The sequence below is a fragment of the Flavobacterium fontis genome (genome assembly GCF_900129405.1).
In the GTDB taxonomy this organism is placed as follows: Bacteria; Bacteroidota; Bacteroidia; order Flavobacteriales; family Flavobacteriaceae; genus Flavobacterium; species Flavobacterium fontis.
The window spans coordinates 52,779-77,804 of the sequence record NZ_FQVQ01000011.1 but is presented as its reverse complement, the minus strand read 5'-3'; the positions used below and the strand labels follow the sequence as shown (position 1 = coordinate 77,804).

At 43.1% G+C, this 25,026-nt stretch carries 21 protein-coding genes; 14 read left to right on the top strand and 7 right to left on the bottom strand.

Annotated features, from left to right (window positions below):
• Nucleotides 1-24 precede the first annotated feature (24 nt).
• From def to BUC17_RS09790, 4 genes are all read left to right on the top strand, one after another.
• Nucleotides 25-612 carry a peptide deformylase gene (def, locus tag BUC17_RS09805; RefSeq protein ID WP_073363823.1) on the top strand — a complete coding sequence of 196 codons (588 nt, stop codon included), beginning with the start codon at nt 25-27 and terminating at the stop codon, nt 610-612.
• 45 nt (nt 613-657) lie between these two features.
• Nucleotides 658-1,131 (top strand): DUF5606 family protein, encoded by a 474-nt coding sequence (locus BUC17_RS09800; RefSeq protein ID WP_073363821.1) that lies wholly within the window; start codon nt 658-660, stop codon nt 1,129-1,131.
• Nucleotides 1,132-1,211: 80 nt separating this feature from the next.
• Nucleotides 1,212-1,985, top strand: a complete 774-nt coding sequence (gene mazG / locus BUC17_RS09795; protein ID WP_073363819.1) for a nucleoside triphosphate pyrophosphohydrolase — start codon at nt 1,212-1,214, stop codon at nt 1,983-1,985.
• 194 nt (nt 1,986-2,179) lie between these two features.
• Nucleotides 2,180-3,616: an APC family permease gene (locus BUC17_RS09790; protein WP_073363817.1), complete on the top strand. Its 1,437-nt coding sequence runs from the start codon at nt 2,180-2,182 to the stop codon at nt 3,614-3,616.
• A 488-nt stretch (nt 3,617-4,104) separates the two neighbouring features.
• On the opposite strand, the gene BUC17_RS09785 is transcribed toward BUC17_RS09790, so the two are convergent.
• Nucleotides 4,105-4,785: a Crp/Fnr family transcriptional regulator gene (locus tag BUC17_RS09785; protein WP_073363815.1), complete on the bottom strand. Its 681-nt coding sequence runs from the start codon at nt 4,783-4,785 to the stop codon at nt 4,105-4,107.
• 124 nt (nt 4,786-4,909) lie between these two features.
• Here BUC17_RS09785 and BUC17_RS09780 point away from each other — a divergent pair, with 124 nt between their 5' ends.
• The 10 genes from BUC17_RS09780 to BUC17_RS09735 all read left to right on the top strand — a co-directional run bounded on the left by BUC17_RS09780 (nt 4,910) and on the right by BUC17_RS09735 (nt 15,694).
• Entirely contained in the window at nt 4,910-7,321 is a 2,412-nt protein-coding gene (locus tag BUC17_RS09780) for a heavy metal translocating P-type ATPase (protein ID WP_073363812.1), read from the top strand.
• Nucleotides 7,322-7,382: 61 nt separating this feature from the next.
• The gene (gene ccoS, locus BUC17_RS09775; RefSeq protein WP_073363810.1) at nt 7,383-7,577 is read left to right on the top strand and encodes a cbb3-type cytochrome oxidase assembly protein CcoS; all 195 of its coding nucleotides are present in this window, start codon (nt 7,383-7,385) and stop codon (nt 7,575-7,577) included.
• Between the two features lie 2 nt (nt 7,578-7,579).
• Nucleotides 7,580-9,757, top strand: coding sequence for a cytochrome-c oxidase, cbb3-type subunit I (gene ccoN / locus BUC17_RS09770; protein ID WP_073363808.1), 2,178 nt, complete (start codon nt 7,580-7,582; stop codon nt 9,755-9,757).
• Between the two features lie 5 nt (nt 9,758-9,762).
• A complete protein-coding gene (locus BUC17_RS09765; protein ID WP_073363806.1) occupies nt 9,763-9,960 on the top strand; it encodes a cytochrome C oxidase subunit IV in 198 nt (65 codons plus the stop codon).
• A complete protein-coding gene (locus tag BUC17_RS09760) occupies nt 9,960-10,895 on the top strand; it encodes a cbb3-type cytochrome c oxidase N-terminal domain-containing protein (protein ID WP_073363804.1) in 936 nt (311 codons plus the stop codon). The genes BUC17_RS09765 and BUC17_RS09760 overlap by 1 nt, the downstream gene beginning before the upstream one ends.
• A 59-nt stretch (nt 10,896-10,954) precedes the next feature.
• A complete protein-coding gene (gene ccoG, locus BUC17_RS09755; RefSeq protein WP_073363802.1) occupies nt 10,955-12,379 on the top strand; it encodes a cytochrome c oxidase accessory protein CcoG in 1,425 nt (474 codons plus the stop codon).
• 275 nt (nt 12,380-12,654) lie between these two features.
• Nucleotides 12,655-13,101 carry a FixH family protein gene (locus tag BUC17_RS09750; protein WP_073363800.1) on the top strand — a complete coding sequence of 149 codons (447 nt, stop codon included), beginning with the start codon at nt 12,655-12,657 and terminating at the stop codon, nt 13,099-13,101.
• Between the two features lie 3 nt (nt 13,102-13,104).
• Nucleotides 13,105-13,806, top strand: a complete 702-nt coding sequence (locus tag BUC17_RS09745) for a sulfite exporter TauE/SafE family protein (RefSeq protein WP_073363797.1) — start codon at nt 13,105-13,107, stop codon at nt 13,804-13,806.
• 24 nt (nt 13,807-13,830) lie between these two features.
• Nucleotides 13,831-14,061, top strand: coding sequence for an HP1242/YdcH family protein (locus BUC17_RS09740; RefSeq protein WP_083544872.1), 231 nt, complete (start codon nt 13,831-13,833; stop codon nt 14,059-14,061).
• Between the two features lie 925 nt (nt 14,062-14,986).
• Nucleotides 14,987-15,694: a nuclease-related domain-containing protein gene (locus BUC17_RS09735; protein WP_073363793.1), complete on the top strand. Its 708-nt coding sequence runs from the start codon at nt 14,987-14,989 to the stop codon at nt 15,692-15,694.
• A 405-nt stretch (nt 15,695-16,099) separates the two neighbouring features.
• On the opposite strand, the gene hemN is transcribed toward BUC17_RS09735, so the two are convergent.
• The 6 genes from hemN to BUC17_RS09700 form a co-directional block, all read right to left on the bottom strand.
• Entirely contained in the window at nt 16,100-17,464 is a 1,365-nt protein-coding gene (gene hemN, locus BUC17_RS09725) for an oxygen-independent coproporphyrinogen III oxidase (protein ID WP_073363789.1), read from the bottom strand.
• A 79-nt stretch (nt 17,465-17,543) separates the two neighbouring features.
• On the bottom strand, nt 17,544-19,733 hold the full coding sequence (locus BUC17_RS09720; protein WP_234977701.1) for a DUF349 domain-containing protein: 2,190 nt from the start codon (nt 19,731-19,733) through the stop codon (nt 17,544-17,546).
• A 118-nt stretch (nt 19,734-19,851) separates the two neighbouring features.
• Nucleotides 19,852-20,610, bottom strand: a complete 759-nt coding sequence (locus BUC17_RS09715; protein ID WP_073363787.1) for a shikimate dehydrogenase family protein — start codon at nt 20,608-20,610, stop codon at nt 19,852-19,854.
• A complete protein-coding gene (locus BUC17_RS09710; protein ID WP_073363784.1) occupies nt 20,610-22,004 on the bottom strand; it encodes a tetratricopeptide repeat protein in 1,395 nt (464 codons plus the stop codon). The genes BUC17_RS09715 and BUC17_RS09710 overlap by 1 nt, the downstream gene beginning before the upstream one ends.
• 94 nt (nt 22,005-22,098) lie before the next feature.
• The gene (locus BUC17_RS09705; RefSeq protein ID WP_073363782.1) at nt 22,099-23,310 is read right to left on the bottom strand and encodes an aspartate aminotransferase family protein; all 1,212 of its coding nucleotides are present in this window, start codon (nt 23,308-23,310) and stop codon (nt 22,099-22,101) included.
• Nucleotides 23,311-23,330: 20 nt separating this feature from the next.
• Nucleotides 23,331-24,968, bottom strand: a complete 1,638-nt coding sequence (locus BUC17_RS09700) for an OstA-like protein (protein ID WP_073363780.1) — start codon at nt 24,966-24,968, stop codon at nt 23,331-23,333.
• Nucleotides 24,969-25,026: the final 58 nt, after the last annotated feature.

The window sequence follows — 25,026 nt, the reverse complement described above, 5'->3', positions numbered from 1 at the left end:
TGCCCCATCCTTAAAAATACATCCATGATTTTACCCATAGTGGGTTACGGCGACCCAGTTTTACGAAAGGTTGGGGAATCCATTACCCCCGATTATCCGCAGTTATCCGAACTCATTCACAACATGTACGATACCATGTACAATGCGTATGGCGTGGGATTGGCGGCCCCTCAAATTGGATTGCCCATTCGCTTGTTTGTAATTGATACCGAACCTTTTGCAGATAGTGAATCCCTGAGCGCGGAAGAAAGTGCCCAATTGAAAGGATTTAAGCGCACCTTTATTAATGCGCAAATTCTCAAAGAGGAAGGCGAGGAGTGGGGTTTTAACGAAGGCTGTTTGAGTATTCCCGATGTTCGCGAAGATGTGTACCGAAAAGAACGCGTGACTTTGCAGTATTGTGACGAGCATTTTGTGGAAAAAACAGAAGTTTTCGACGGATTAATCGCGCGGGTGATTCAGCACGAATACGACCACATTGAAGGGATTTTATTTACCGATAAAATTTCAATGCTGAAACGCACGTTAATTAAGAAAAAACTTCAAAATATTATGGATGGAAAGGCGCGTCCGGACTATCGTATGCGTTTTTACAATAAAAAAGGACGTTAATACAAACAAATAAATATATTTGCCCCCATTAAAAATACACTCAGTATGAAAATTGATAAAATATTGGCCATTTCCGGAAAACCCGGGCTTTATGAGTTGAAAATACAAACGCGTTCGGGTTTCGTTGCCGAATCGTTATTGGACGGAAAACGAATTACCGTTGGCTTACGCAGTAATGTGAGTTTGTTGTCGGAAATTTCAATGTACACCTATACTGAAGAAAAACCCTTGGTTGAGGTGTTGCGTGCTATTGCACAATTGGAAAACGAAGGTCCAGCGCTTTCTCACAAAGAAGATAATGCCAAATTGATTGCGTACTTTGAAACCGTGTTGCCCGATTACGATCAGGATCGCGTGTATGCTTCTGATATCAAAAAAGTATTGAATTGGTACAATATTTTACAAGCGAAAGGATTGGTTTCTAAAGATGAGCCGGTTGTTGAAAATGCAGAAGAAATCAAAGAACAAGTGGTAGAAGAGGTGAAAGCCAAAAAGAAAACTACCAAGAAAAGCGAGTAAATTCGCCTTGTGAACTAAATATCTTTTATCCCGATCGATTTAACGGTCGGGATTTCTTATTTTTACCCAAAACGATACCCATGAATACCCGCGAAGCACAACTGCAAGCCTTCAATCGATTGCTCGATATTATGGACGATTTACGTGAAAAATGTCCCTGGGATAAGAAGCAAACCCTGCAATCCCTACGACATTTGACCATTGAAGAAACCTATGAATTGGGCGATGCTATTTTGGACAACAACCTAGAAGAAGTCAAAAAAGAGTTGGGCGATCTCCTGTTGCACATTGTTTTTTATGCCAAAATTGGAAGTGAAACCCACGCTTTTGATATAGCCGATGTGGCCCACGAAATTTGCGATAAACTCATCCACCGGCATCCGCATATTTATGGCGATGTGGTCGTGGCTGATGAGGAGGAAGTGAAGCGCAATTGGGAAAAGTTGAAGTTAAAAGAAGGAAAAAAATCGGTATTGGAAGGTGTGCCCAAAGGGTTACCTGCCATGGTAAAAGCCAGTCGGGTGCAAGACAAAGCCAAAGGCGTAGGCTTCGATTGGGAGCAACCCGAGCAGGTTTGGGAAAAGGTTCAAGAAGAATTGCACGAATTGCAGGAGGAAGTGGCGACCGGCAACCTGGACCGTATCGAATCGGAGTTTGGCGATGTGCTGTTTTCAATGATCAATTACGCTCGGTTTTTGAATGTCAATCCCGAGGACGCTTTGGAACGTACCAACAAAAAGTTTATCAAGCGCTTTCAATATTTGGAGGAAAAGGTCAACGCTATGGGAAAATCCCTAGCCGATATGACCTTGGCGGAAATGGATGTGTATTGGAATGAGGCGAAGAAATTGTGATTAATGTGTCTATGTGTCAATGTGTCAATGTGACGATGTGTCAATGTGGCGATGTGTCAATGTGGCGATGTGACGATGAGTCAATTAGTCAATGTGGCGATGTGGCAATTAGTTAAAATTGTAATGGAGAAATTAGAAATATAAAAATCAACAACTAAAGTATAAAGACTAAAGTCTAACGTCTAACCTCTACTATGGAAAAACACGAATTAAAACGCAGGCTCGGACTCATTGACGCGACCAGTTTGGTAGCGGGCTCGATGATTGGTTCGGGGATCTTTTTGGTAACATCAGCTATGGCCCGTGATGTGGGTTCGGCCGCTTGGATATTGGTGTTGTGGTTCATCACCGGACTCCTTACGATGTCGGCAGCGCTCAGTTATGGCGAGTTGGCGGGTATGATGCCGAATGCGGGTGGACAGTTTGTGTATATTCAGCGCGCCTATGGAAAACTCGTGTCATTTCTCTACGGATGGACGGTGTTTACGGTGATTCAAACGGGAGTGATCGCGGCGGTTGCTGTGGCGTTTGCCAATTATACAGCGGTTTTCTTTCCTGTGTTGGAACAAAAGATTTTTGCCTATGAAAGTTTTGTATTTACCAACAAACAAATTTTAGCCATACTCAGTATTTTTTTACTGACCTACATCAATACCCGTGGCGTTCAAAACGGGAAAATCATTCAATTGGTGTTTACTTCGGCCAAGTTGATAGCACTTTTTGCGTTAATCATCCTTGGGTTGTATGTAGGATTGCAATCGGAGGTGCTTACGGCGAACTTTGCCTCGGCATGGGACGCCAAAAAAACGGTTCAAAACGACGGCACCCTGACGGTTTCGCTGTTGAGCGGCGTGGCGTTGTTGGGCGTTATGGGGGCAACCATTATCAATCCGTTGTTTTCGAGTGATGCGTGGAATAATGTGACGTTTATCGCGGGGGAAATCAAAGACCCGAAGCGCAATATTCCGCGCAGTTTGTTTTTGGGGACCTTGATTGTAACCATCATCTATTTGTTGGCGAATGTGGCGTATTTGTCATTATTGCCGCTCAACGGTTCGCCCGACGGCACTACGGTTATGGAGCGCGGGATTATGTTTGCGTCTGAAGATCGGGTGGGTGCGGCAGCGGCCAGTGTGATTATGGGCAATGTGGGCGTGTTGGTCATGGCTGGGTTGATCATGGTGTCGACGTTTGGTTGTAACAGCGGACTTATTTTAAGCGGAGGGCGTTTGTTTTATGCCATGGCTCAAGACGGTTTGTTCTTCAAAAAGGCAGGCGAACTCAACGACAAAGAAGTGCCGGCTCGCGCCTTGTGGGTACAAGCCGTTTGGGCATCTTTTTTGTGTATGACAGGTAAGTATGGCGATTTACTCACCTATGCCACCTTTGCTTCGTTGTTGTTTTATATTTTGACTATTGGCGGACTCTTTATCCTGCGGAAGCGCGAACCCGATGCCGAGCGACCTTACAAAGCGTTTGGCTATCCTTTTGTACCCTTATTGTATATGGTGATCACGGCTGCGATTTGTGTGGCCTTGTTAGTCTACGACACCCGCAACGCCGGTTTAGGTTTGGGGATTGTAGCCTTGGGCGTACCGGTGTATTATTTGTTTTTGAAAAAAAAGTTGTAGTAATCAGTCGTAAGTCGTAAGTCGTAAGTCATCAGTCGGCAGTGATCAGTCAACAGTCGGCAGTGATCAGTCAACAGTTAACAGTGATCAGTCAACAGTCGTCAGTAAACAACTATTTCTTAGAAAGAACATTTTCAAATCTTCAAATCAACTCATTTTCAAATTATTAGTCGTAAGTCGTAAGTCGTAAGTCATCAGTCGGCAGTCATCAGTCAACAGTTAACAGTCATAAGTCGTCAGTCATAATTCATAACTCATAACTCATAATTCATAACTCATAATTCATAACTCATAATTCTTAACCTGCTTGTCGGCAGGCAGGCTCATAATTTTAATATCGTAAACTTTCAATTATCACGGTATTAACCTTAAACCTTAAACTTGAAACCTTAAACCTTAAACTTGAAACCTGAAACCCTTAAAACCCAAAAACCCCGCATTGCTGCAGGGTTAAGGTCTTGAATTCCATAATATACACATTAGCGTGATTACTCGGCCATTCGTTTGAGTTTTTGGCGTTCTTTTAAGGCGATTTTTTTGCCGATTAATTCGATATACCCTAACTTATTAAGTTCTGATAACAGGCGTATGCAACTTTCTGTAGCCGTGCCAATCATGCCCGCCAGTTCTTCTCGGGATAGCTGAATACGCAGCGTGCCGTCGTCGTTTTTACCAAAATTATCCTCAAGGTACAACAAGGTTTCGGCCAAGCGTTCTTTGACCGTTTTCTGCGCCATCGTCACCATATGGTCGTCGGCGTCGCGCAGGTCGCCACAAATAGTACGCATCATATTCATCGAGAAATTGTTGTTTTTGTTGAAAAACGACATGATTTCCGATTTTGGGATGAAGCACACTTGCATATCTTCGAGCGCTACGGCACTTAAATTAGCAGGTTCTTCACTAATCAACGAACGCTGTCCGAGGAGTTCGCCCGGTTTGACGAGTTTGACAATCTGGTCTTTCCCGTTGGAACTTAGTTTCGACATTTTACAGACGCCTTCTTTGACGCAATAGACCCCATTAATGCTTTCGCCTTCTTCAAAAATTGCCTCACCTTTCTTAATGGTGTACGACGCTTTACACTCCGCCATGTGCAGGAGTTCGTCTTTGGTAAGCGCCTTCAGGGAGCTGAATTCCCGTACAATGCACTGTTCACATTTCCCCATAAGAGTGTGTTTTTTTGTTTTTGTTTTTTGTTTTTCAAATGTAGAAAAATATTCGCATGACAAATATCATATTTTACAAAATGCGGTTGTGTGACCTTTGTTACAGGTAAAAAATGAGCAAATTATGGACACAATGCATTGTTATCATTGTGGCTTAACAATTCAAGACAAGGACGTACTTGTTTTTGAGGAAAAAGAATTCTGTTGCAACGGTTGTAAAACGGTTTACGAAATCTTTCGTCAAAACGATCTTACGTGCTACTATGATTTTCAAGCCGCACCCGGGGCCACTCCCACGGACATTAATGGAAAATATGATTTTTTAACCGACGCCACCATCGTCAGCAAATTACTCGAATTTGAAGAAGCTTCAACCCATATTGTTTCACTGTACTTACCGCATATTCACTGTAGCTCGTGTATTTGGATTTTGGAAAATCTACACAAGTTACATCCGGGTATCGGCAGCGCGCAGGTAAACTTTCCCGCCAAAAAGGTTCGTATCTCCTTTGACCCGCAACAGATTTCGCTTAAAGCCTTGGTCGAATTACTATGCTCGATCGGCTATGAACCCTACATCAGTTTGGAAAATTACGAAGGCGAAAAACACAAAATCGACCGCTCGTTGATTTACAAAATCGGGGTGGCTTTTTTCTCATTTGGCAACATTATGCTTTTATCGTTTCCCGAGTACTTTGAAGTCGAAGAATTTTGGATCAATCAGTACCGCGGCTTTTTTCGCTGGTTGATTTTCTTCTTGTCGTTGCCGCCTTTGTTGTATTCGGCCAGCGGCTACTATGTTTCGGCATGGAAAAGTATCCGTGCCAAAATGCTCAATATCGAAATTCCGATAGCCTTGGGTATCATTGTCATGTTTGTGCGCAGTACGGTAGATATTGTGATGGATTATGGGCAAGGTTTTTTTGACAGCATGTGCGGGCTGATTTTCTTCATGTTGTTGGGGAAATTGTTTCAGCAAAAAACCTATAACTTCCTCTCTTTTGAACGTGATTATAAGTCGTATTTCCCCATTGCGGTGACCAAAATTAGTCCCAACGGTACCGAAGAACCCGTACAAGTTTATGCCATTGAAAAAGGCGATCGCTTGTTGATTCGCAACCAAGAGTTGATTCCCGTAGATGGTATTTTGATCTCAGAAAAAGCGGCTATCGATTACAGTTTTGTCACAGGCGAGGCGGTTCCTATCGAAAAAAAGTCGGGCGATAAAATCTACGCCGGCGGCAAACAATTGGGCAAAGTCATCGAAATGGAAGTTTTGTTCTCGGTTTCTCAAAGTTACCTCACCCAATTGTGGAGCAATGATGTGTTTCAAAAGAAATTACATTCCAAACACAAAAACATCACCGACCGCATCAGTCATTATTTTACACCTGCCTTATTACTGTTGGCGCTGGTGTCTTTTGGCTATTGGATTTTCCTCGATACCGATACCGCTTTCAATGTGTTTACCGCTATTTTAATTGTAGCCTGCCCTTGTGCTTTGGCGTTGACAGCTCCTTTTACGTTGGGCAATGTTTTGCGGATTTTGGGAAGACAGCAGTTGTACTTAAAAAATGCCCAGGTCATTGAACAAATGGCCCAAGTCGATACGATAGTTTTTGATAAAACGGGCACCATTACCACCAACAAAAAAACGGCGATAACGTATGAGGGTAGCCCACTCGACGCGCACGAACTTTGGTTGTTGAAAAATACCCTTCGCGGTTCCAATCACCCCTTGAGTCGTAGGCTTTACGAGTATTTACCCGCTCAAGAGAAAGCTACGGTCACTCATTTTGAAGAGGTGACAGGCAAAGGGGTATTTGCTACGGTAGAAGGACACGCGGTCAAATTGGGTTCGTCTCAGTTTTTACAGCATCTCAGTGAAAACACCCATAAGAAAACCAAAGTACATGTTGAAATTGACGGTGTTTACAAAGGCAGTTATGTGTTCAACAACCAATACCGTGAAGGCTTGGAGGCTTTGTTTGAACGATTGAGTGCATCCTATCATTTGGTCGTGCTTTCGGGCGACAACGATGGGGAGCGTAAGATTTTGGAGAAAATGTTGCCCGCAGGAACCTCGTTGGTGTTCAACCAAAAACCCGAAGCGAAGTTGGCCTACATCGAGGCTTTACAACAAGAAGGCAAAAACGTGATGATGGTAGGGGACGGGCTGAACGATGCCGGAGCTTTGGCCCAGAGTAATGTGGGCCTATCGATTTCAGAAAATGTAAATGTTTTTTCTCCCGCCTGCGATGGGATCTTGGATGCATCTCAGTTTTCGAAAATTGGCTACTTCCTGCAGTATGCCCGCAATGCGATGAAAATCATCTACATGAGTTTTGCGATTTCACTTCTATATAATGTTGTGGGATTGACCTATGCGGTAACAGGAAACTTGTTGCCCATTGTGGCGGCGATAATCATGCCTTTGAGCACGATAACCATTGTGAGTTTTGTCACCTTGATGAGCAATGCGTATGCCCGTGAGCGATTCTTTCAAACGAAAAAAACAGTGAAAAATGCGGCCTAATGATAAATATCATGTTTTAAGCCAAGGGGTGAATCTAACTTTGTTAACACAAATTTAAGGTATGAGTGTCATTTATTTTTTAATCAGTATCAGTATCGTCGTGGCCGTTTTTTTCTTGGTGGCCTTTATCAAGGCGGTACAATCCGGTCAATACGACGACGATTATACACCGTCGGTGCGTATGTTATTTGACGATGAAATCATCAACACAACGAAAAACAAAAATCAATTAAATATAACCGAAGAAAAACAATAATTATGGAAATGCAACAATTTCATTACGACAACAAGATTGTTCGAAATTTCATCTATGCCAGTATCGTTTTTGGGGTGGTAGGGATGCTCGTCGGATTGCTTCTGGCGTTTCTCTTTATGTTCCCTAACCTAACGAATGGTGTCTCTTTTTTGAGTTTTGGTAGACTTCGCCCGTTGCATACCAATGCGGTGATTTTTGCCTTTGTGGGCAATGCCATGTTTGCAGGGGTGTATTACTCGATGCAACGCTTGCTGAAAGCCCGCATGTTTAGCGATGTATTGAGCAAAATTCATTTTTGGGGCTGGCAATTGATTATCGTAGCGGCCGCCATTACCTTGCCGTTAGGATACACTACCTCTAAAGAATATGCCGAGTTGGAATGGCCTATTGATATTGCCATTGCGCTGATTTGGGTGGTTTTTGGAATCAATATGATTGGGACCATTATCAAACGAAGAGAGCGTCACATTTATGTCGCCATTTGGTTTTACATCGCCACTTTTGTAACCGTTGCAGTGCTTCACATTTTCAACAGTTTGGAATTACCCGTTGCCGGTTTAAAATCGTATTCCGTCTACGCAGGGGTGCAAGATGCCTTAGTACAATGGTGGTACGGTCACAATGCGGTGGCGTTTTTCTTGACCACGCCCTTTTTAGGAATGATGTATTACTTTGTTCCCAAAGCGGCCAACCGTCCGGTCTATTCCTACCGTTTGTCTATCATCCACTTCTGGTCGTTAATCTTTATCTACATCTGGGCGGGGCCTCACCACTTGTTGTATTCTGCGTTACCCGATTGGGCGCAAAATCTTGGGGTAGTCTTCTCCGTCATGTTGATTGCGCCCTCTTGGGGTGGGATGATCAACGGTTTATTGACCCTTCGTGGGGTTTGGGATAAAGTACGTACCGATGCGGTTTTGAAATTCTTCGTTGTCGCGATTACAGGCTACGGGATGGCCACTTTTGAAGGGCCGATGCTTTCCTTGAAAAATGTAAATGCGATTGCCCATTTTACCGATTGGATCATTGCACACGTTCACGTGGGGGCTTTGGCTTGGAACGGATTCTTGTCCTTCGGGATGTTTTATTGGTTGGTTCCTCGTTTGACCAAAACCAAGTTATTTTCTGAAAAATTGGCCAATTTCCACTTTTGGATTGGTACCCTAGGAATCATTTTCTATGCTTTACCGATGTACGTTTCTGGATTCACCCAAGCGTCATTGTGGAAACAATTTAAACCCGATGGGAGTGCCTTACAATATGGAAACTTTCTAGAAACAGTAACGCAATTGATGCCGATGTATTGGATGCGCGCCATTGGGGGAACGTTATACTTAATCGGGGTATTTGTGTTGGTGTATAACATTGTGATGACCGTTCGCAAAGGGGCTGCTGTGGCCGACGATTTTGCAGAAGCTCCTGCCTTAGCCCCCATCAGTCCCAACCGATTGAAAGGCGAAAGCTGGCACGCTTGGTTGGAACGTAAGCCGGTTAAATTCTCACTCTACACCACTTTGGCCATTTTAATTGGAGGTGTGGTGCAAATTTTACCCACCATTTTCGTTGAGTCCAATATTCCTACCATAGCCGCTGTAAAACCCTATACGCCGTTGGAATTAGAAGGACGTGATTTGTACATCCGCGAAGGTTGTGTAAGCTGTCACTCGCAATTAATTCGTCCGTTCCGCTCGGAAGTAGAACGGTATGGCGACTACTCCAAATCGGGGGAATATGTGTACGATCATCCCTTCTTGTGGGGTTCAAAACGTACGGGTCCTGATTTGCATCGCGAAGGCGTAACGGGTAAACCATTTAACGGTGGACGTCCCGATGTGTGGCATTTCAATCACATGTATGATCCCCAAAGTATTTCTTCGGGTTCGATTATGCCGCGTTACCAATGGTTGATTCACGACAAATTGGATACCCATTTGACCCAGAAAAAAATGGAAGCTATGGTTTCTTTAGGAGTGCCCTATTCTCCAGAAGACATTGCCAATGCACCCCAACACATGGAAGCGCAAGCCAAAAAGATTGAAGCGAGTTTGATGAAGGATTCGCAAATCCAAAAATCATTTGGAGCAGAAACCAATGTGCCGCTGAAGGATCGTGAAATTATTGCCTTGATTGCTTATTTACAACGCTTAGGCACGGATACCGCAGCTAAACCTAAACCTTAATTGACATGTTGAAGTTTGTAAAACATAATTTAGAAACGATTGCTGGGGTAGAGATTTACCCGATTATTTCCCTTTCGATTTTCTTTACTGCCTTTGTGTTGTTTACCGTTTGGGCCATGACCTACAGCAAGGAAACTCTGAATACCGTGAGCAATCTCCCTTTAAACGACGACGAATCACTAACTGAAAAACATAATTTCTAATGAAAAAATTATTTCCATCCTACGTACGCGTGCCCTTACTCTTTGCCATTGTGCTGGTCGCATTGGAGTATTTCATCGATTCGGGCGATAGACCGGCTTTTGTGAAGTATCCTATGGTAGCCTTATTTTTGGCGGTTTTTCTTTTCCTTTTGGTTGCCATTGAAATAGTAGTAAGTGCCGTAGATAAAGTCACCTATCATTTATTGACCGAAGAGCAAAAGAAACAGCTCGAGGAGGCGCAAACTGTTTCATTTGTGGATAGCCAATGGTACCAACATTGGATGTCGAAGCTTACCCGTTCGAAAGCAGTAGAGCAAGAAGCCGATGTCATGCTCGATCACGACTACGATGGTATTCGCGAACTCGACAATGTATTGCCTCCGTGGTGGGTGTATCTTTTTTATGTGACCATCATTTTTGCAGGTATTTATCTGGTGCGCTACCATTTCTTTGGCGGTGAAAATCAAGCCCAAGAGTTTGAAACTGAAGTAGCGCTCGCCGAAGAGGAAATGTTGAAATTCAAAGGCAACAGTCCCAAAGAGACGATTTCACTTGATCAAGTTACTGCTTTAACCGATCCTGCCAGTTTGTCGAAAGGGCAAGAAATTTATAAAAATGTGTGCGCTGCTTGTCACGGTCCCCAAGGTGGTGGGTTGGTAGGCCCTAATCTTACCGATACCCATTGGTTGAACGGCGGCGGTATTAAAAATGTATTCAAAGTCATTCACGATGGTAGCCCTCGGAATCCCACTATGGCCGCTTGGGGGAAAACGCTGGATGCTAAAGATGTTCAAAAAGTGGCTAGCTATGTTTGGAGTTTGCAAGGAACAAAACCTGCGGGCGCCAAGCCAGCCGAAGGCGATGTATGGAAAGACGATGCTGCTCCCACAGCCGATGCTTCCAAGCCTGCGGATTCGATTCCTAGCGCAAAATAATCATTCACGGGTCCCAAGGCGACGCGGGACCCAATTGCTAAACCCAAACCCTTATTATCATGGCCAGTCCGTTGCATGACGACAGTTTCCGCGATACGATAGCTACTATCGATCAAAAAGGAAAACGCGCCTTTATTTTTCCCAAAAAACCTGTGGGACGGTATTACGACCGCAGAAAAATAGTAAGTTATTTCTTGTTGGTGTTTCTCTTCGGAGCGCCGTTTGTAAAAATCAACGGTCACCAATTTTTGCTCTTCAACGTTCTTGAACGTCGCTTCAATATTTTCGGATTCCCGTTTTGGCCCCAAGACTTTCACCTGTTTGTGATTTCAATGATCATTGGGGTAGTGGGATTGGCTCTATTTACGGTGGCTTTTGGGCGAATTTTTTGCGGATGGTTTTGTCCCCAAACGATATTTATGGAAATGGTGTTTCGCCGTATTGAATATTGGATTGAAGGCGACCGTAACCAGCAAATTCGTCTGGCTAAGCAAGAGTGGGATGGCGAAAAAATACGGAAACGCGTGACGAAATGGATCGTGTTTTACCTGATTTCATTTGCCATTGCCAATGTGTTTTTGGCCTATTTGAAAGGCAGTGACACCGTTATCGCTTTTATCAAAGAAGGGCCTACGCACAATACGTCAACGCTTATTGCGGTATTGATTTTCTCGGCGGTATTTTATTTTATCTACGCTTGGTTTCGCGAGCAGGTATGCATTATCGCTTGTCCGTATGGACGTTTACAAGGCGTGTTGTTGGACAATAAATCAATCAATGTAGCCTACGATCACGTGCGGGGCGAAGGGACATCGGGACGAGCCAAATATGTCAAAGACGAAGACCGTGCTGCGGTGGGTAAAGGCGATTGTATCGATTGTAAAGCCTGTATCCATGTGTGTCCAACGGGTATTGATATTCGCAACGGAACACAGCTCGAATGTGTGAATTGCACAGCATGTATCGATGAATGTGATACGATTATGGAGCGGGTGGGATTGCCCAAAGGTTTGATTCGCTATGCCAGCGAAGACGAGATCAACAAAAAGGAGCCGTTTAAGTTTACGCTTCGCATGAAAGGGTATGCAGCGGTATTGGCAATCCTTACTGGGATTTTTATCGGTATGCTTTTCTTGCGCAATCAAGTTGAAGCTACGATTTTATCGGCACCAGGGCAGTTGTTTTTGCAAGAAAAAGATACGATTGTGAACATTTACAATTGCAAAGTGGTCAACAAAACCACCACCGATTTTAAAAAGGTTACATTCAAGTTGGTCGACCCTTCCGAAGGCGTTATTCAACTGGTGGGGGCTACTTCACTGAAAGTTCCCGCGGATGCGCTTGGCGAAGCGACCTTGTTTATCAAAATCCCCGAACGTTTGCTTCACGATGAAAAACTCGTGTTGAAAATCGAGGTATATGAAGGAAATGAACGGATTGAATCGACCACTGCGAATTTTAACGGACCGAGGAGGTTTGATTAGTTGGCAGTGTTCAGTGTACAGTGTTCAGTGTACAGTGTTCAGTATACAGTATACAGTATACAGTATACAGTATACAGTGTACAGTAAGCAGTAGCAGTAAATAGTAAACAGAGGCAGAATGTTATTATTAGTGTTCAGTTTATTAGAAAGTATTCCTTCTTGGAGTAAGGAGCCACTAATTACTAGCCTGCCTGCCAGCAAAGGCAGGTCACTAATCACTAATCACTAGTCACTAGTCACTAATCACTAGTCACTAATCACTAAAAAAAAACACCATGAAAATAAATTGGGGAACCGGAATTGTCATCGCGTTTATACTCTTTATGAGTTTTATCTTATTCTTTGTATTTCGCGTGCAGTCCAATTCAAAATACGACAACGAATTGGTCGTTGAAAAATATTATTTGAAAGAGCAGACCTTCGAGCGGGATTTAGAACGCGAGAACAATGCTTTGGGTCTTCGCGAGAAAGTGGTATGCACCAAAACGCCCGAGGGCATTGAGGTGGCTTTTCCATCCTCGTTTGATTGTACAAAAATTAGCGGAAAAGTGTCCTTTTACAGACCGTCTAGTCAAAAGCTCGATTTCGAAATTCCGATTTCGTTATCCAGTCCACATTTGCTCATACCTAAAAGCGCTTTGGCAGACGGTCGTTGGGACATTTCCATTCATTGGACATACGAAGGTAAAGGATATATTAGCAAGCAAACCGTATTTTTTTAACCCATGTTGATCGCGGCCTTATTTCTCGGAATCATCAGCAGTTTGCACTGTATCGGTATGTGCGGACCCATAGCCTTGCTTTTGCCTGTCGATCGTGCCAATACGTCCCGTAAAGCCTTGCAAATTCTGTTGTATCACTTGGGTCGATTGACGGCGTATGGGGTGCTGGGATTCGTGTTTGGACTCCTCGGCCGTGGGTTTTATCTCGCCGGCATGCAACAGCAACTGTCCATTGTGGTTGGGATTTTAATGATTGCCATCGCCTTGATTCCCGAAAAGGTCTTTGCCCGATACAATTTTTCACAACCCGTTTACCGTGCTATTGCAGCGGTCAAAAGTCATTTGGGGCAACAGTTTAAGCGTAAATCCCCCGATGCGTTGTTTACCATCGGACTCTTGAACGGGTTTTTGCCCTGTGGAATGGTGTATGCCGCTCTGTTTGGCGCCTTGGCGATGCCGCGACTAACTGAAAGTGTGGGCTACATGCTTTTGTATGGTTTGGGGACAATACCGTTGATGAGTCTTGTAGTGTATGCCCAATCGTGGATTACGGTTCCTGTGCGGCAGCGTTTGCAGCAACTCATTCCCGTAGTAGCGGTAGGCATAGGCGTCTTGTTTATTGTTCGCGGCATGGGATTGGGCATCCCTTATCTATCGCCCACAACTACTTCGCTATGGGTGCAAGCCCAAGCCAATTGTCATTAAATCAAACATTAATACTCAATAGGTATGGAACGACATAGTTTACTACACGAATTTCCCGAACTCGCCGAACGCATTCACGCGTTGAAAGTGAGCGATGTTCATTTTCGCAAATTATTTGATGCTTACGACGAATTGGAGCATCAAATTCACCGCATCAACACGAGCGAAGAAGTCGTTACAGACGAACACGCCCATGTGTTAAAAGCAAAATTACTCCATTTGAAAGACGACCTTTACCGTCGCTTGCAAACGTAATTTTTTGGGTTTAGAATGAAAAGCACGCTGGGAGGCGTGCTTTTTAGTTTGGAGTTATGAATTATGAATTATGAGTTGGAAGTCTTAAGTCAACAGTCTTAAGTCGTAAGTCAACAGTCGGGGAGTCGTAAGTCGTAAGTCGGAGAGTCGTAAGTCATCAGTCATCAGTCAACAGTCAACAGTCAACAGTCATCAGTAAGAGCATTCAGTTGTTTTGTTTTATTGCAAATGGAAATGGTTAAAGTCGGATATTTAAAGTTTAGACAAATATAAAAACAGTTTTCCTTGTAGAATTATTATTTATTTTAGTAAAAAAAATGAAGATTGCTGTCATCAATTATTTCACAATCCCCCGCTACCGCGCGAATCCTTTCGCGTGGTGAACTAAAAAACGAATCCCAGCTCCCAACTCCGCAAAGTGTTTTAAGTAGCACGCTGCTCCGCAACAGTCCTCCAACTTAGCATTTATTTAAATTTATAATCTGTGCGAGGCATTGTATTTTTCGTGGGAAAAAATTAATTTAGTAAATCATTGTAGTCACTAATTACGTAGCATTCTATAACCTTTGGAATGTTTCGTGTATGATGTATCCAAATTTCAATTAAAAGTAGCTTAATCTATTAAAGCCAAAACGTTATGAAAAACCTACCCATTAAACTGCTTTTTCTTTTTTTGTGTTGTTTTATTTCGAGTACAGTCAACTTGATAGCCTCGTACTTCCGCGATAGCGATTTTTTTGGCTCTAATTTTTATTTTGCCCTTTTTTTCGGATGGGGTTATTGGCTCGTGTTACTCTTGTCTGGGAAACTTGAGCATTGGTCCTTTCGAAAACAAAAAACGAAAGCGGATGTTATTGCTGAATAATAGATTGTAATTTTTTTGTTAGATATTAGTTTGTAGTCGTTTACCCTTCAATATTGAGATATGAGAGTAGCAATTCTAACATTTGCTATACTATTACTAATTGTTATTATTCTCTACATTTTTCTTAAGGAAGAGAAGGATAGAAAATTAATTAAAACAGCTACTTCTTTAGATCGTGGAACCACTTCAGAACTAGAATTAGTACTCATGCTTCTCAAAGCCAATTTTTCTCCTAAGGCTATATTTCACGATTTATACTTAGCAAGAAGAGATGGTGGTTATTGTCAAATTGATCTTGTTTTGCCTACCAAAGTAGGAATAATTGTATTTGAAGTTAAGGATTATAGCGGCTGGATATTTGGTAATGGAGATCAAAAAAATTGGACTCAAGTTTTATCATATGGTAGTGTAAAACACCGTTTTTACAATCCAATACTACAGAATAGAAACCATATTTTTGATTTGAAAGTTAAACTCACCCAATTTGATCGTATTCCATTTTATTCAGTTGTAGTATTTTTTGGAAATTGTGAGTTCAAAAAATTAGAATCCATACCAAAAAATGTATTCCTCTGCAAGTCTGATGAAGTAATAGACGTTGTAAATCAAATAGTGTCCAACAATCAACCTGCAAATTATTCTAATAAACTGCAAATTATTAACTTATTGCGAAATGCTGTAAATAATGGTGCTAATGTCCATATTAGGGAACGACACATTTCGGATATCAAAAAAATGGTTTCGAAGAGAAGATTTCGTATGTATTAAACCAGTTTTTATTACGCGGATTTTCAATCTGAGATCAATCTGAAACTTTTAAAAGCTTCTGAGAAGCTGAGCCTCTGAGCTGGCCTCCTGTAGAGGAGTCAGTTCACTAGCAGTAGGATTACACTTTTCCACCTTTTCCACTTTTCCACCAACCTGAAACTTTTTTAAAGCCGCTGAGAAGCTGAGACGCTGAGCCTCTGAGCTGGCCTCCTGTAGAGGAGTCAGTTCACTAGCAGTAGGATTACACTTTTCCACCTTCTCCACTTTTCCACCAACCAGAAACTTTTTTAAAGCTCCTGAGATACTGAGCCTCTGAGCTCCTAAGCTGACTTTCTGTAGAAGAGTTAGTTCATTAGCAGTTGGATTACACTTTTCCACCAACCTGAAACCTGAAACTTGACCCCCCTACACCGTCATCGAAAACAGCTGTGTTTGGGGAGCCGAACGTTGCAAATGCAAGTCAAACGCCATACAAATGTTACGGATAAAGGGTTTGCCTTTCTCGGTGACCACCAGGTGATCCAGTCCAAGGATAACCAAACCGTCGTGCTCCATTTCTTGGAGTTGTGCCAAAACTTTTGGAATCTCCTTGAAGTAAAGGTCTTCGGTTTCCCATTGGGTTTCAAAATGGCACATTAAATTGAGAATATGACGGCGGATAATCAGGTCTTCCTCCGTGAGAAGATGGCCCCGAAGCACAGGGAGTTCGTTGGCTTCCAAGCGGGCATAGTAGGTTTCTAAGACCTTTTCGTTTTGTGCAAAACCATACCAACTGTCGCCAATCGACGAAACGCCCAATCCGATCATTACTTTGGTTTGGGTCACGGTATATCCCATGAAATTCCGGTGCAAGGTGCCGTTTTCAAAGGCATGGTACATCGAATCGGTAGTTCGGGCAAAATGGTCCATCCCAATTTCGTGGTAATGATGTGCCAACAAGCGTTTTTTCCCTTCTTCATACAATTGCCGCTTCACCTCGTCACGCGGCACATCTTGATCCTGAAATCCGCGTTGGCCATTGCCTTTTATCCACGGCACATGGGCATAACTGTAAAAAGCGAGACGATCGGGGAGTAGGGATTTGGTTTTATCGATAGTGTCTTCTACGTCGGCAAGGGTTTGAAAAGGCAACCCAAAAATGATATCATGTCCGATGGATGTATACCCAATTTCCCGTGCCCAAAAAGTAACTTTTGCCACTTGATGAAACGATTGCACGCGATGAATGGCGTTTTGAACGGTTGGCGAGTAATCTTGTACACCAAAACTTACACGACGAAACCCTAGGTCGTACAACACCTGTAAATGTTCGCGTGTGGTATTGTTGGGATGCCCTTCGAAGCTAAATTCATGTTCGGGAACGACATGGGCTTCCTTCAATATTCCGTGGATGAGTCGCTTAAGATTTTCCGCAGAAAAAAAAGTAGGCGTACCTCCACCCAAATGGATTTCGCGAATATGGGGTTTCTTGGGTAATAACTCGCAGTATAAATTCCATTCTTTCAATACTGCCTCGATATAAGGGTGTTCAACCTCATGCCGCTTGGTAATGCGTTTGTGACAGCCACAAAACGTGCATAAACTTTCGCAAAAGGGGAGATGAATGTAGAGACTGATACCTTGCGTCGCATTGGTTTCGTGAAAAGCGTGCAGCAAAGTGTGGAGCCATCCCTCGGTACTAAAAGTCGCATCATTCCAGTACGGAACCGTGGGATAACTGGTGTATCGGGGTCCCGGCACGTTATATTTTTGAATGAGAGAAGTGGCCATGACTACAGAATTTGCCTCAAAGATAGGATGCGGCCATGGCGTAAGGTATGATATTTATCATGCCCAAAAAAAAATCCGCTTATTCAGCGGATTCTTGTTGTTGTTGTTTTATCAAAACATTAATTTGTTTAAGCTTTTCTTTCCACGTAGCTAAATCCGCTTTGTGGCGCTCGATGTTTTTCTTCACTTCGTTGACAATAGGGTTGTTTTTAGCATTTTGGAAGAATTGAATATTGTTTTCCAACTGGAAGATTTCATGCTGTACTTCGTCAATTTTACGCATGATGAACAATTTTTCATGGTCCAATTTACGGCTGCCATCGCCCGCTAATGATTCTAACTTGCTTGAAAAACGATGCATCTCGCCTTCTTTTTTGCTAGCGCTTAATTTTTCAAATAAAGCATCCAAAATTTTGTTGAATTTACCTTCAATATGACGGCGGTTGAAAGGAACCTTACCAAAACTTTTCCATTGCTCGATATGCGCTTTGATGGCGTCCAAGTCGGTTTTGTGATCGCCTACCAATTCAAAAGAACGCAATTGTTCTAAATACGCTTTTTTGTTATTGAAAGCTTCCAATTCGACCGAATTTTCTTCTTTCTTACTTTCTTTCAAGCGGTCAAAGTAGGTGTTGCAAGCGTCTTTAAATTCTTTCCACAAACTGTCGGAGAATTTTCGAGGAACATGACCAATGGTTTTCCACTCTTCCTGAATCTGCTTCATGATGGGCGTGGTTGCCGCAAAATCATCGGCATCTTTCAATTCATTGGCACGAGCCACCAAGGCTTGCTTGCGACTCAAATTATCGTTTTGCCCTTTTTTAATGTCCTTGTAGAAGGAATTTTTTAAAGCGTTAAAATTACGAACGGCTGTTTTAAACGCTGCCCAAGTCGCTTCATTCACTTCTGAAGGGACTTTACCGGTGGCAAAAAAAGTATTGCGTAACGCCTCTACTTTAGCAATTTGTTGCACCCACAACGCATGACTGTCTACGCGCTCGGTAGCAAGTACCTCCAAAGCGGCAATGATCTCTTGCTTTTTCGCCAGATTTTCTTGCTCGCGTTTACGGAATTCTTCGGATAACGATTCGCGTTTGTCGTGCATTTGTTTGGTAAGCTCGCTAAAACGTTGCCACAAACTCTCACGTACCTCTTTGGAAACAGGACCAATGTCTTCTTTCCAAATGCGGTGGAGATCTTGCAACTCACGGAAGGCTTTGTTGATATCGCTTTCTTGCGTTAATTCCTCAACACGGGCGATAATTCGTTGCTTTTGCTCTAAATTATTTTTGAATTCCAAATCGCGGGCCTCACGATCCAAATGTAATACATCATAGAAGTTTTCCAAATGGAAGTGGTAGTTGTTCCAAACGTGGTTGTATTTGTCCTTTGGTATAGGTCCTGCATTTTTCCAGCGTTCGCGAATGTCAGCGAGCTGTTTCAAGGCTTGAGCAATATTACCTCCCGATTGGGCGACCACATTTTTCAATTCTTCTACCAAAGCTTCGCGCTTCTCCAAATTGGATTTTAACGCATTTTGCAACGATTTGAAATGGGCATTCTTTTTGTCACGATAGGTGGTATAAAGCGTGTCAAATCGCTTTTTTAAAGGGAAATCATAGTGGAAATCTTCAGTAGTGTCGGGGTTTTCCGCCAAAAACTCATCGCGTTTTTCATCGATAAAATGGTGGAATTTGGAAAGGAAGGCTTTGCGAACTTCTTCCACATGCTCACGAACGGTCATCACGTGCTCAACAGCGACCAAACCTTCTAAAGCAGCGACCAATTGCTCCATCGAAAAGGCATCATAATCTTCCATAGGAATCTCGTGACGTCCCTTCAGGGTTTCATCTTCGCTTTCTTCGGCATTGGCTTCAGCGATAGCCGAAAGGGCTTCCTCATGGGTTTCAGAGACAGCGGATTCCTGACTTTCTTCGGGAGTCACCGCTACAATAGTCTCGGAAGGCGTCGTTTCTTCACGTTCAGGGGTTGCTTCGGCGGCTGTGATTTCATTTGATTCCACAGCGGTTTCTTGCGCCACAGGAGCATCGGCTTCATCCCCAGAAATCACTTCAATTTCGGGCGTTTCTTCCGTTTCCTCCGATAAAGCAGCTTCCACTTCGGTATCGGGAATTGGACTCTCTATAGGGGTTGATTCCTCAGGAGTAGTTGCGTTTTCGGTCGTATTCGCGTCTACATTCGCTTGGTTTTCCATTCCATCTGAACCCTCCATTTCGGGATTCAGGTTGTCATTCACTACTTCAGACATTCGTTTAGGTTGTAGGGGTTATACAATAATTAGGGCGAAAGATACTAAAGTCGTCCTAAAATTCAAAGTAAAAGCTAGGTTTCTGTGTGTAAAGAAATTGAAAAGACAGGATTTACGGCTATACGTTGGTGCTGTTCCAGATTTCCCAGGCCTTTTCTGCTTGGTGAACCAACATGGAATACCCATTTTCTATGGCAGCGCCTTGTGCTTCAGCTAAGGTTAAAAAACGGGTTTTAGGCGGATTGTATACCAAATCAAACGCTAGGTGAAGCGGCGTAAAATAGGAGTAGGGTATTGGGGGACAGGCCTCTACCTCGGGAAAGGTTCCCAAAGGGGTACATTGAATAACAAGGGTGTGGGCATGCATGATTTCGGGCGTGATTTCGGCGTAGGAAAGGGTTCCCTCTTCGCCTGAACGACTGACCAAGGTGTAGGGTATACCCAAATGTTGCAACGCGTAACGTATCGCTTTGGCAGCGCCTCCGGTTCCCAAGACGAGGGCGCGTTGATGATGGGGCGCTAAGTGCGGTGCTAATGCTTGTTGAAATCCGTACCAATCGGTATTGTGGCCTAGGGTTGTACCATCGGGGAGCCATTGGATCGTATTTACAGCTCCAATTTGTCGGGCAATGGGATCCAAATCATCCAAAAAAGGGATGACGGCTTCTTTGTAGGGAACGGTTACATTTAAGCCATTCAGATAGGGTTGGGTTTGTAACAAAGGTTTAATTTGAGCAGCCTCGGGCAGATCGTAATTGTCATAGCGACAGTGTTGCCATTGCGGCGCTTCAAACTTTTTTGCAAAATACCCACGTGAAAAGGAATACGCAATGTTTCGTCCCAAAAGGCCAAAGCGTTTTTCGGAAGATGGGGCCATTATTTGCGGTATTTTCGGAGTGCTTTTTGGATGCTATTCAGGTCCATCACTTGCGGAAACAACTCTTCCAATAAGGTGTAATGGGTTGCATTCAACCGCAAGGCATTGGCAAGATGATAACTTCCTTTTTCTTCCATTTCAAGCGTAAAATACAAGCCTGCCATGCGGTACTCAATTTCATAGGCTTCGGGAAAATATTCACTGGCTTGAAGTAACGCAAGTATCGCATTATCATTTTCACCCATTTGATACATCATGTCGACCCAAAACAACCAGGTATCCAATTCGTAATCGCCAAACTCAACCGCTTTTCGGTACCCGTGTTCAGCTTCTTCAAATAAAAAGAGGGCCTTATTGATGGTTGCGTACCGTTTCCAATAGCTGCTGTTTTGATCGTCAATTCCGAGGGCTTTATTGACATAATAGAGCGCTTTGGAATAATTTTTTTGACGAATATAAAAATCGGTAATCGCTATCCAACCTTTGTCCAATAACGGATCTTCGTGGACGGTTTGGTTATAATATTTAAGGGCAGCTACTTTGTTGCCCACTTTTTCGTAGCATTTGCCAATTCGCAACAAAGCATACGATGTTGGGTCGTCTAAAGCAAGGGTTTGCTCGTAGCTTTCAATGGCTTCCGTGTAGCGCTTCAAACGCTCCAAAGCCTTCCCTTTTTCCATAAAAGCGCCTACAAAGGTCTCGTCGATATAGGTAGCAAATTCAAAGGCACGTACGGCATTTTCATAATCTTTTAACCCATAGTACAACCGTCCCGATTGATGCCAAGCAATTTCACTGTAAGGATTACGATCAATGTAGGTTTTCAAATAGTCGATAGCGGCGGCATTTTGGTCTAGAAATTCAAAACAATACACCACATTATATAAGGCCGATTGGTCTGCAATATCTTCTTCCAAACATTGAATGAAACAGGATTTTGCCGATTCTAAATCGTCCATAAATAAATATTCCATCCCCATCAAATTGTAAACATCGGCATGGTCATCAGTATACTCGAGCGCTTTTTTCAAACAGGCTACCGCTTTTTCATGGTTGTCGCGTTTGGAGTAAATGCTGGCGCGTTGGATATAAATTTCTTCGTTGTGCGGTTCAATGGCATACAATTCATTCAATAGTTTTTCGGCGGCGTCCAACTTGTCTTCGTACACCAACATTTCTACTTGAACCAATTTTAACCCTGTTGATTTTGGATGCTGTTCCAAGCCTAATTTGAGTGCTTTTTTTGCCAAATTAGTTTTTCCCATGTCCAAATAATACAAGATAATCTCTTCAAACTCCTCCGAATCGAAGAAGAACACCTTATTGGTTTTCAACATCGACTCAAAACGGGAGAGCGATAAATTGTAGTCGTCTTCTTCGTGATTCAAATACATAGTCATTGGGGTTTAGGTTGCACTACTTAAAGGTACGTAACCCTTGAGGAAAAACGGAAAAAAACAGGAATTGTTTTAAACAATTTAATTAACACTAACTAAGGGTAACATGCTTATCCTCAGTCATAATCTCGTCTAACGCCTCCAACAGGATGGCACAACCTTCGCGAATTTCCGCCTCAGAAACAGTCAGCGGTGGGGTAATCCGTATGGCTTTTCCTTCAAACAATAACCAAAATAGGATAAGTCCTTTGTCTTGGCATTTGAAAATGGCGCGATTCGTAATCTCTGGATCAGCGGTCATCGCCGCCAACATTAATCCGCGGCCCCTAACTTCTTCTATCAAAGGGTGTACCAAAAGACGGCGAAACAATTTTTCTTTTTCCAAAGCTTGGGCCGCATAGTCTTTTTCGAGTATTTCTTGCAACGTGGCTAAACTAGCCGCTGCAATCACGGGATGTCCTCCAAAGGTTGTGATATGGCCGAGCTTAGGGTTGTGACTTAATAAATCCATATAGCGTTCGTTGGCGATAAAACCTCCAACGGGCATACCTCCTGCCATGCCTTTGCCAATAATGACCACATCGGGTACAACATTATAGTTTTCAAAGCCAAATAATTTCCCCGTGCGTCCAAATCCGGGTTGGATTTCATCAACAATCATCAAGGCTCCTACAGCTTCACAACGCTGTTTGACTTTCAATAAGAAATCATTTTCGGGTTGGATAAATCCCGCACCACCCTGAATACTTTCCAAGATAATTCCGGCGGTACGGGTGGTAATTTTTGCGATATCCGCTTCGTTATTGAACGTAATAAATTCGACATCGGGCACCAAGGGACGAAAGATTTGTTTGCGCTCTTCAAACCCCATTACACTCATCGATCCCATGGTGTTGCCGTGATAGGCGTTGTGGCAGGAAATTAGCTGACTTCTTCCTGTAACGCGGCGGGCCAATTTGAGGGCGCCTTCTGTGGCTTCGGTCCCTGAATTGACCAAATACACTTTATTTAATTCGGGAGGTAAGTTTTGCACCAATAATTTGCAATATTCCGTTGCTGGATGTTGTGCATATTCGCCATAGACCATAACATGCGAATACTTATGCAATTGATCAATAATCGCTTGATTTACCCGTGGATGCTGATGCCCTAGGGAGCAAGCCGAAACGCCCGCCACAAAGTCCAAATACGCTTTGTTTTGGGTGTCATAAATATACGAACCCACGGCATGGGAAACTTCCATCCCGAGTGGGTAGGGTGAGGTTTGGGCTTGGTATCGTAAAAAGTCCGATTTCAAGGTCATATACCGTAGCGTTGTAGGTTTTATTTCGTTTTGGTCGAACGGCTCGTTTTGTCGTAATTCAATGTTTCTTTTCGAATAGGCATTGGGACAGCGGGTTTTGTAGCCTCTTTGCGCGCTTGTTCTTGCAACGCCGCTTCGGCTTCGGCTTCTTCGGGAGGGAAAATATCTTCTTTGGAATTTATTCGCTCCTCAATGCGCCATACAAAGCCCCGGAGTTTCCGCACATTCTCGGGAAAATCTTCCTCTGGGTACAAGGTTCCGTTTACGCGATCAAAAAAAGTAATGGTATCGACATCATTTCCATTGAGGGTCATATTTATGCGACTACAAGCCGTTTTATCGATGCCGATGAGTTCGTTTTTGTCGTTTCGCATAAAGTAAATGACTTCGTTATTTTTGACCACATCGACTTCATACAATTTGTTTTCCCGAAACTTTCCATACAGATTTATTCCTTTAACCTGATTGAAACCCGCGCCCAGCGTGTCTTTGGAAATGATAAACGCATTGTTGAGTACTTTTAGCGAATCGAGTTTTTCCGTAGCATTATTGCCAATGAGATGCATGACATCGCCGGTGAGTTGTTTGTCGCCATTCCAAAGTATCGGTTTCCCGATGAGTTTGGTCAGGGCCACTTTTTGATCGGAGTGTAAAGAGTCGCATTTTCCACTCATGTCCGTTTTGAAAAACCGCACATTTTTTTCCCCACGAATAATTCGCGCTCCCGGTTTCCCCGTGAGATAGATTTTCTTGGCATGCACAAACATCGAGTCGTTTTCTACCCAATAGCGCACCGAGGCACGACGGGTCATATACACGGAATCTTGTTTTTTGTACAATTCGGCATAATGTCCTTTAATGATGGCGCGGTTGATCGTATCGGTAATTTTGACGTTTCGTGTCCCCGAAGAGAATTCCCGCGTACGGTCAAAATACAAACTGTCGCCTTCAATTTTCCGGTCTTTATATTTGATATACGACTTCCTCAGAAAGTGACCGACATTTTTTTTGGTATTGTAAAATCCGTTTTCGGTATAAATAAAGTTGTCTTTTCCCGTGATCGTCGAAGGACCAAAGAGGTACGAATGTCCCGAACTGGTATAATAGTCCAAGTGATTAGAGCGAATTGTGTATTCCGGGTTTTTGAGTTCTACTGCGGTAAGAAAACGGTATTTTTTTTCTTTCACATAATACGTGCCCGCATCGCTTTTGAGTGTATTATTTCGGTTGGTAATGACGCCTTTGGTTTTGTAAAAGGCTTCTTGTTTCATTCGGTCAAAATGAATGGTATCGGTCACCAAACTCGATTCGGGGGAGCGCATGATTACATTCCCCGTAGCATAGGCTTTTTTTACATTTCCGTTATATTCGGCATAAGTGCTGTTGAGGTACAAAGTGTCGCCTTGCACCATTTGTACTTGTCCAAAGGCTTTGATATAATTTTCTTTCTGAAAAAAATAGGCTTTGTTGCAGGTCATCACGACCCCTTCATGACGCACGCGAACATTTCCCGTGAGCAAAACGGCATCGGGAATTTCAAATTGGTTAATGTCTTGAAAGTCGGCATTTTCAATTTGAATACTCCCCGGAGGACGTTGCCCCAAGGCATATTGGCACCACCCGAGTAGTAAAAAAAGAAAAACAAGGATACGTCTCAAATTCCTATAGTTTAGTGGGGCAAATTTATGAAAAAGCCCCCGTTGGTTTTCGGTATTA

Excerpts from the sequence above, each read along its gene's own strand:
- BUC17_RS09740 (WP_083544872.1), top strand. The coding sequence starts at position 13,831 with ATGGAACGACATAGTTTACTACACGAATTTCCCGAACTCGCCGAACGC.
- BUC17_RS09780 (WP_073363812.1), top strand. The coding sequence starts at position 4,910 with ATGGACACAATGCATTGTTATCATTGTGGCTTAACAATTCAAGACAAG.
- BUC17_RS09750 (WP_073363800.1), top strand. The coding sequence starts at position 12,655 with ATGAAAATAAATTGGGGAACCGGAATTGTCATCGCGTTTATACTCTTT.
- def (WP_073363823.1), top strand. The coding sequence starts at position 25 with ATGATTTTACCCATAGTGGGTTACGGCGACCCAGTTTTACGAAAGGTT.
- BUC17_RS09720 (WP_234977701.1), bottom strand. The coding sequence starts at position 19,733 with ATGTCTGAAGTAGTGAATGACAACCTGAATCCCGAAATGGAGGGTTCA.
- BUC17_RS09790 (WP_073363817.1), top strand. The coding sequence starts at position 2,180 with ATGGAAAAACACGAATTAAAACGCAGGCTCGGACTCATTGACGCGACC.
- ccoN (WP_073363808.1), top strand. The coding sequence starts at position 7,580 with ATGGAAATGCAACAATTTCATTACGACAACAAGATTGTTCGAAATTTC.
- ccoG (WP_073363802.1), top strand. The coding sequence starts at position 10,955 with ATGGCCAGTCCGTTGCATGACGACAGTTTCCGCGATACGATAGCTACT.
- BUC17_RS09715 (WP_073363787.1), bottom strand. The coding sequence starts at position 20,610 with ATGGCCCCATCTTCCGAAAAACGCTTTGGCCTTTTGGGACGAAACATT.
- BUC17_RS09745 (WP_073363797.1), top strand. The coding sequence starts at position 13,105 with ATGTTGATCGCGGCCTTATTTCTCGGAATCATCAGCAGTTTGCACTGT.
- BUC17_RS09735 (WP_073363793.1), top strand. The coding sequence starts at position 14,987 with ATGAGAGTAGCAATTCTAACATTTGCTATACTATTACTAATTGTTATT.
- BUC17_RS09705 (WP_073363782.1), bottom strand. The coding sequence starts at position 23,310 with ATGACCTTGAAATCGGACTTTTTACGATACCAAGCCCAAACCTCACCC.
- BUC17_RS09785 (WP_073363815.1), bottom strand. The coding sequence starts at position 4,785 with ATGGGGAAATGTGAACAGTGCATTGTACGGGAATTCAGCTCCCTGAAG.
- ccoS (WP_073363810.1), top strand. The coding sequence starts at position 7,383 with ATGAGTGTCATTTATTTTTTAATCAGTATCAGTATCGTCGTGGCCGTT.
- BUC17_RS09710 (WP_073363784.1), bottom strand. The coding sequence starts at position 22,004 with ATGTATTTGAATCACGAAGAAGACGACTACAATTTATCGCTCTCCCGT.
- BUC17_RS09760 (WP_073363804.1), top strand. The coding sequence starts at position 9,960 with ATGAAAAAATTATTTCCATCCTACGTACGCGTGCCCTTACTCTTTGCC.
- mazG (WP_073363819.1), top strand. The coding sequence starts at position 1,212 with ATGAATACCCGCGAAGCACAACTGCAAGCCTTCAATCGATTGCTCGAT.
- BUC17_RS09800 (WP_073363821.1), top strand. The coding sequence starts at position 658 with ATGAAAATTGATAAAATATTGGCCATTTCCGGAAAACCCGGGCTTTAT.
- BUC17_RS09765 (WP_073363806.1), top strand. The coding sequence starts at position 9,763 with ATGTTGAAGTTTGTAAAACATAATTTAGAAACGATTGCTGGGGTAGAG.
- hemN (WP_073363789.1), bottom strand. The coding sequence starts at position 17,464 with ATGGCCACTTCTCTCATTCAAAAATATAACGTGCCGGGACCCCGATAC.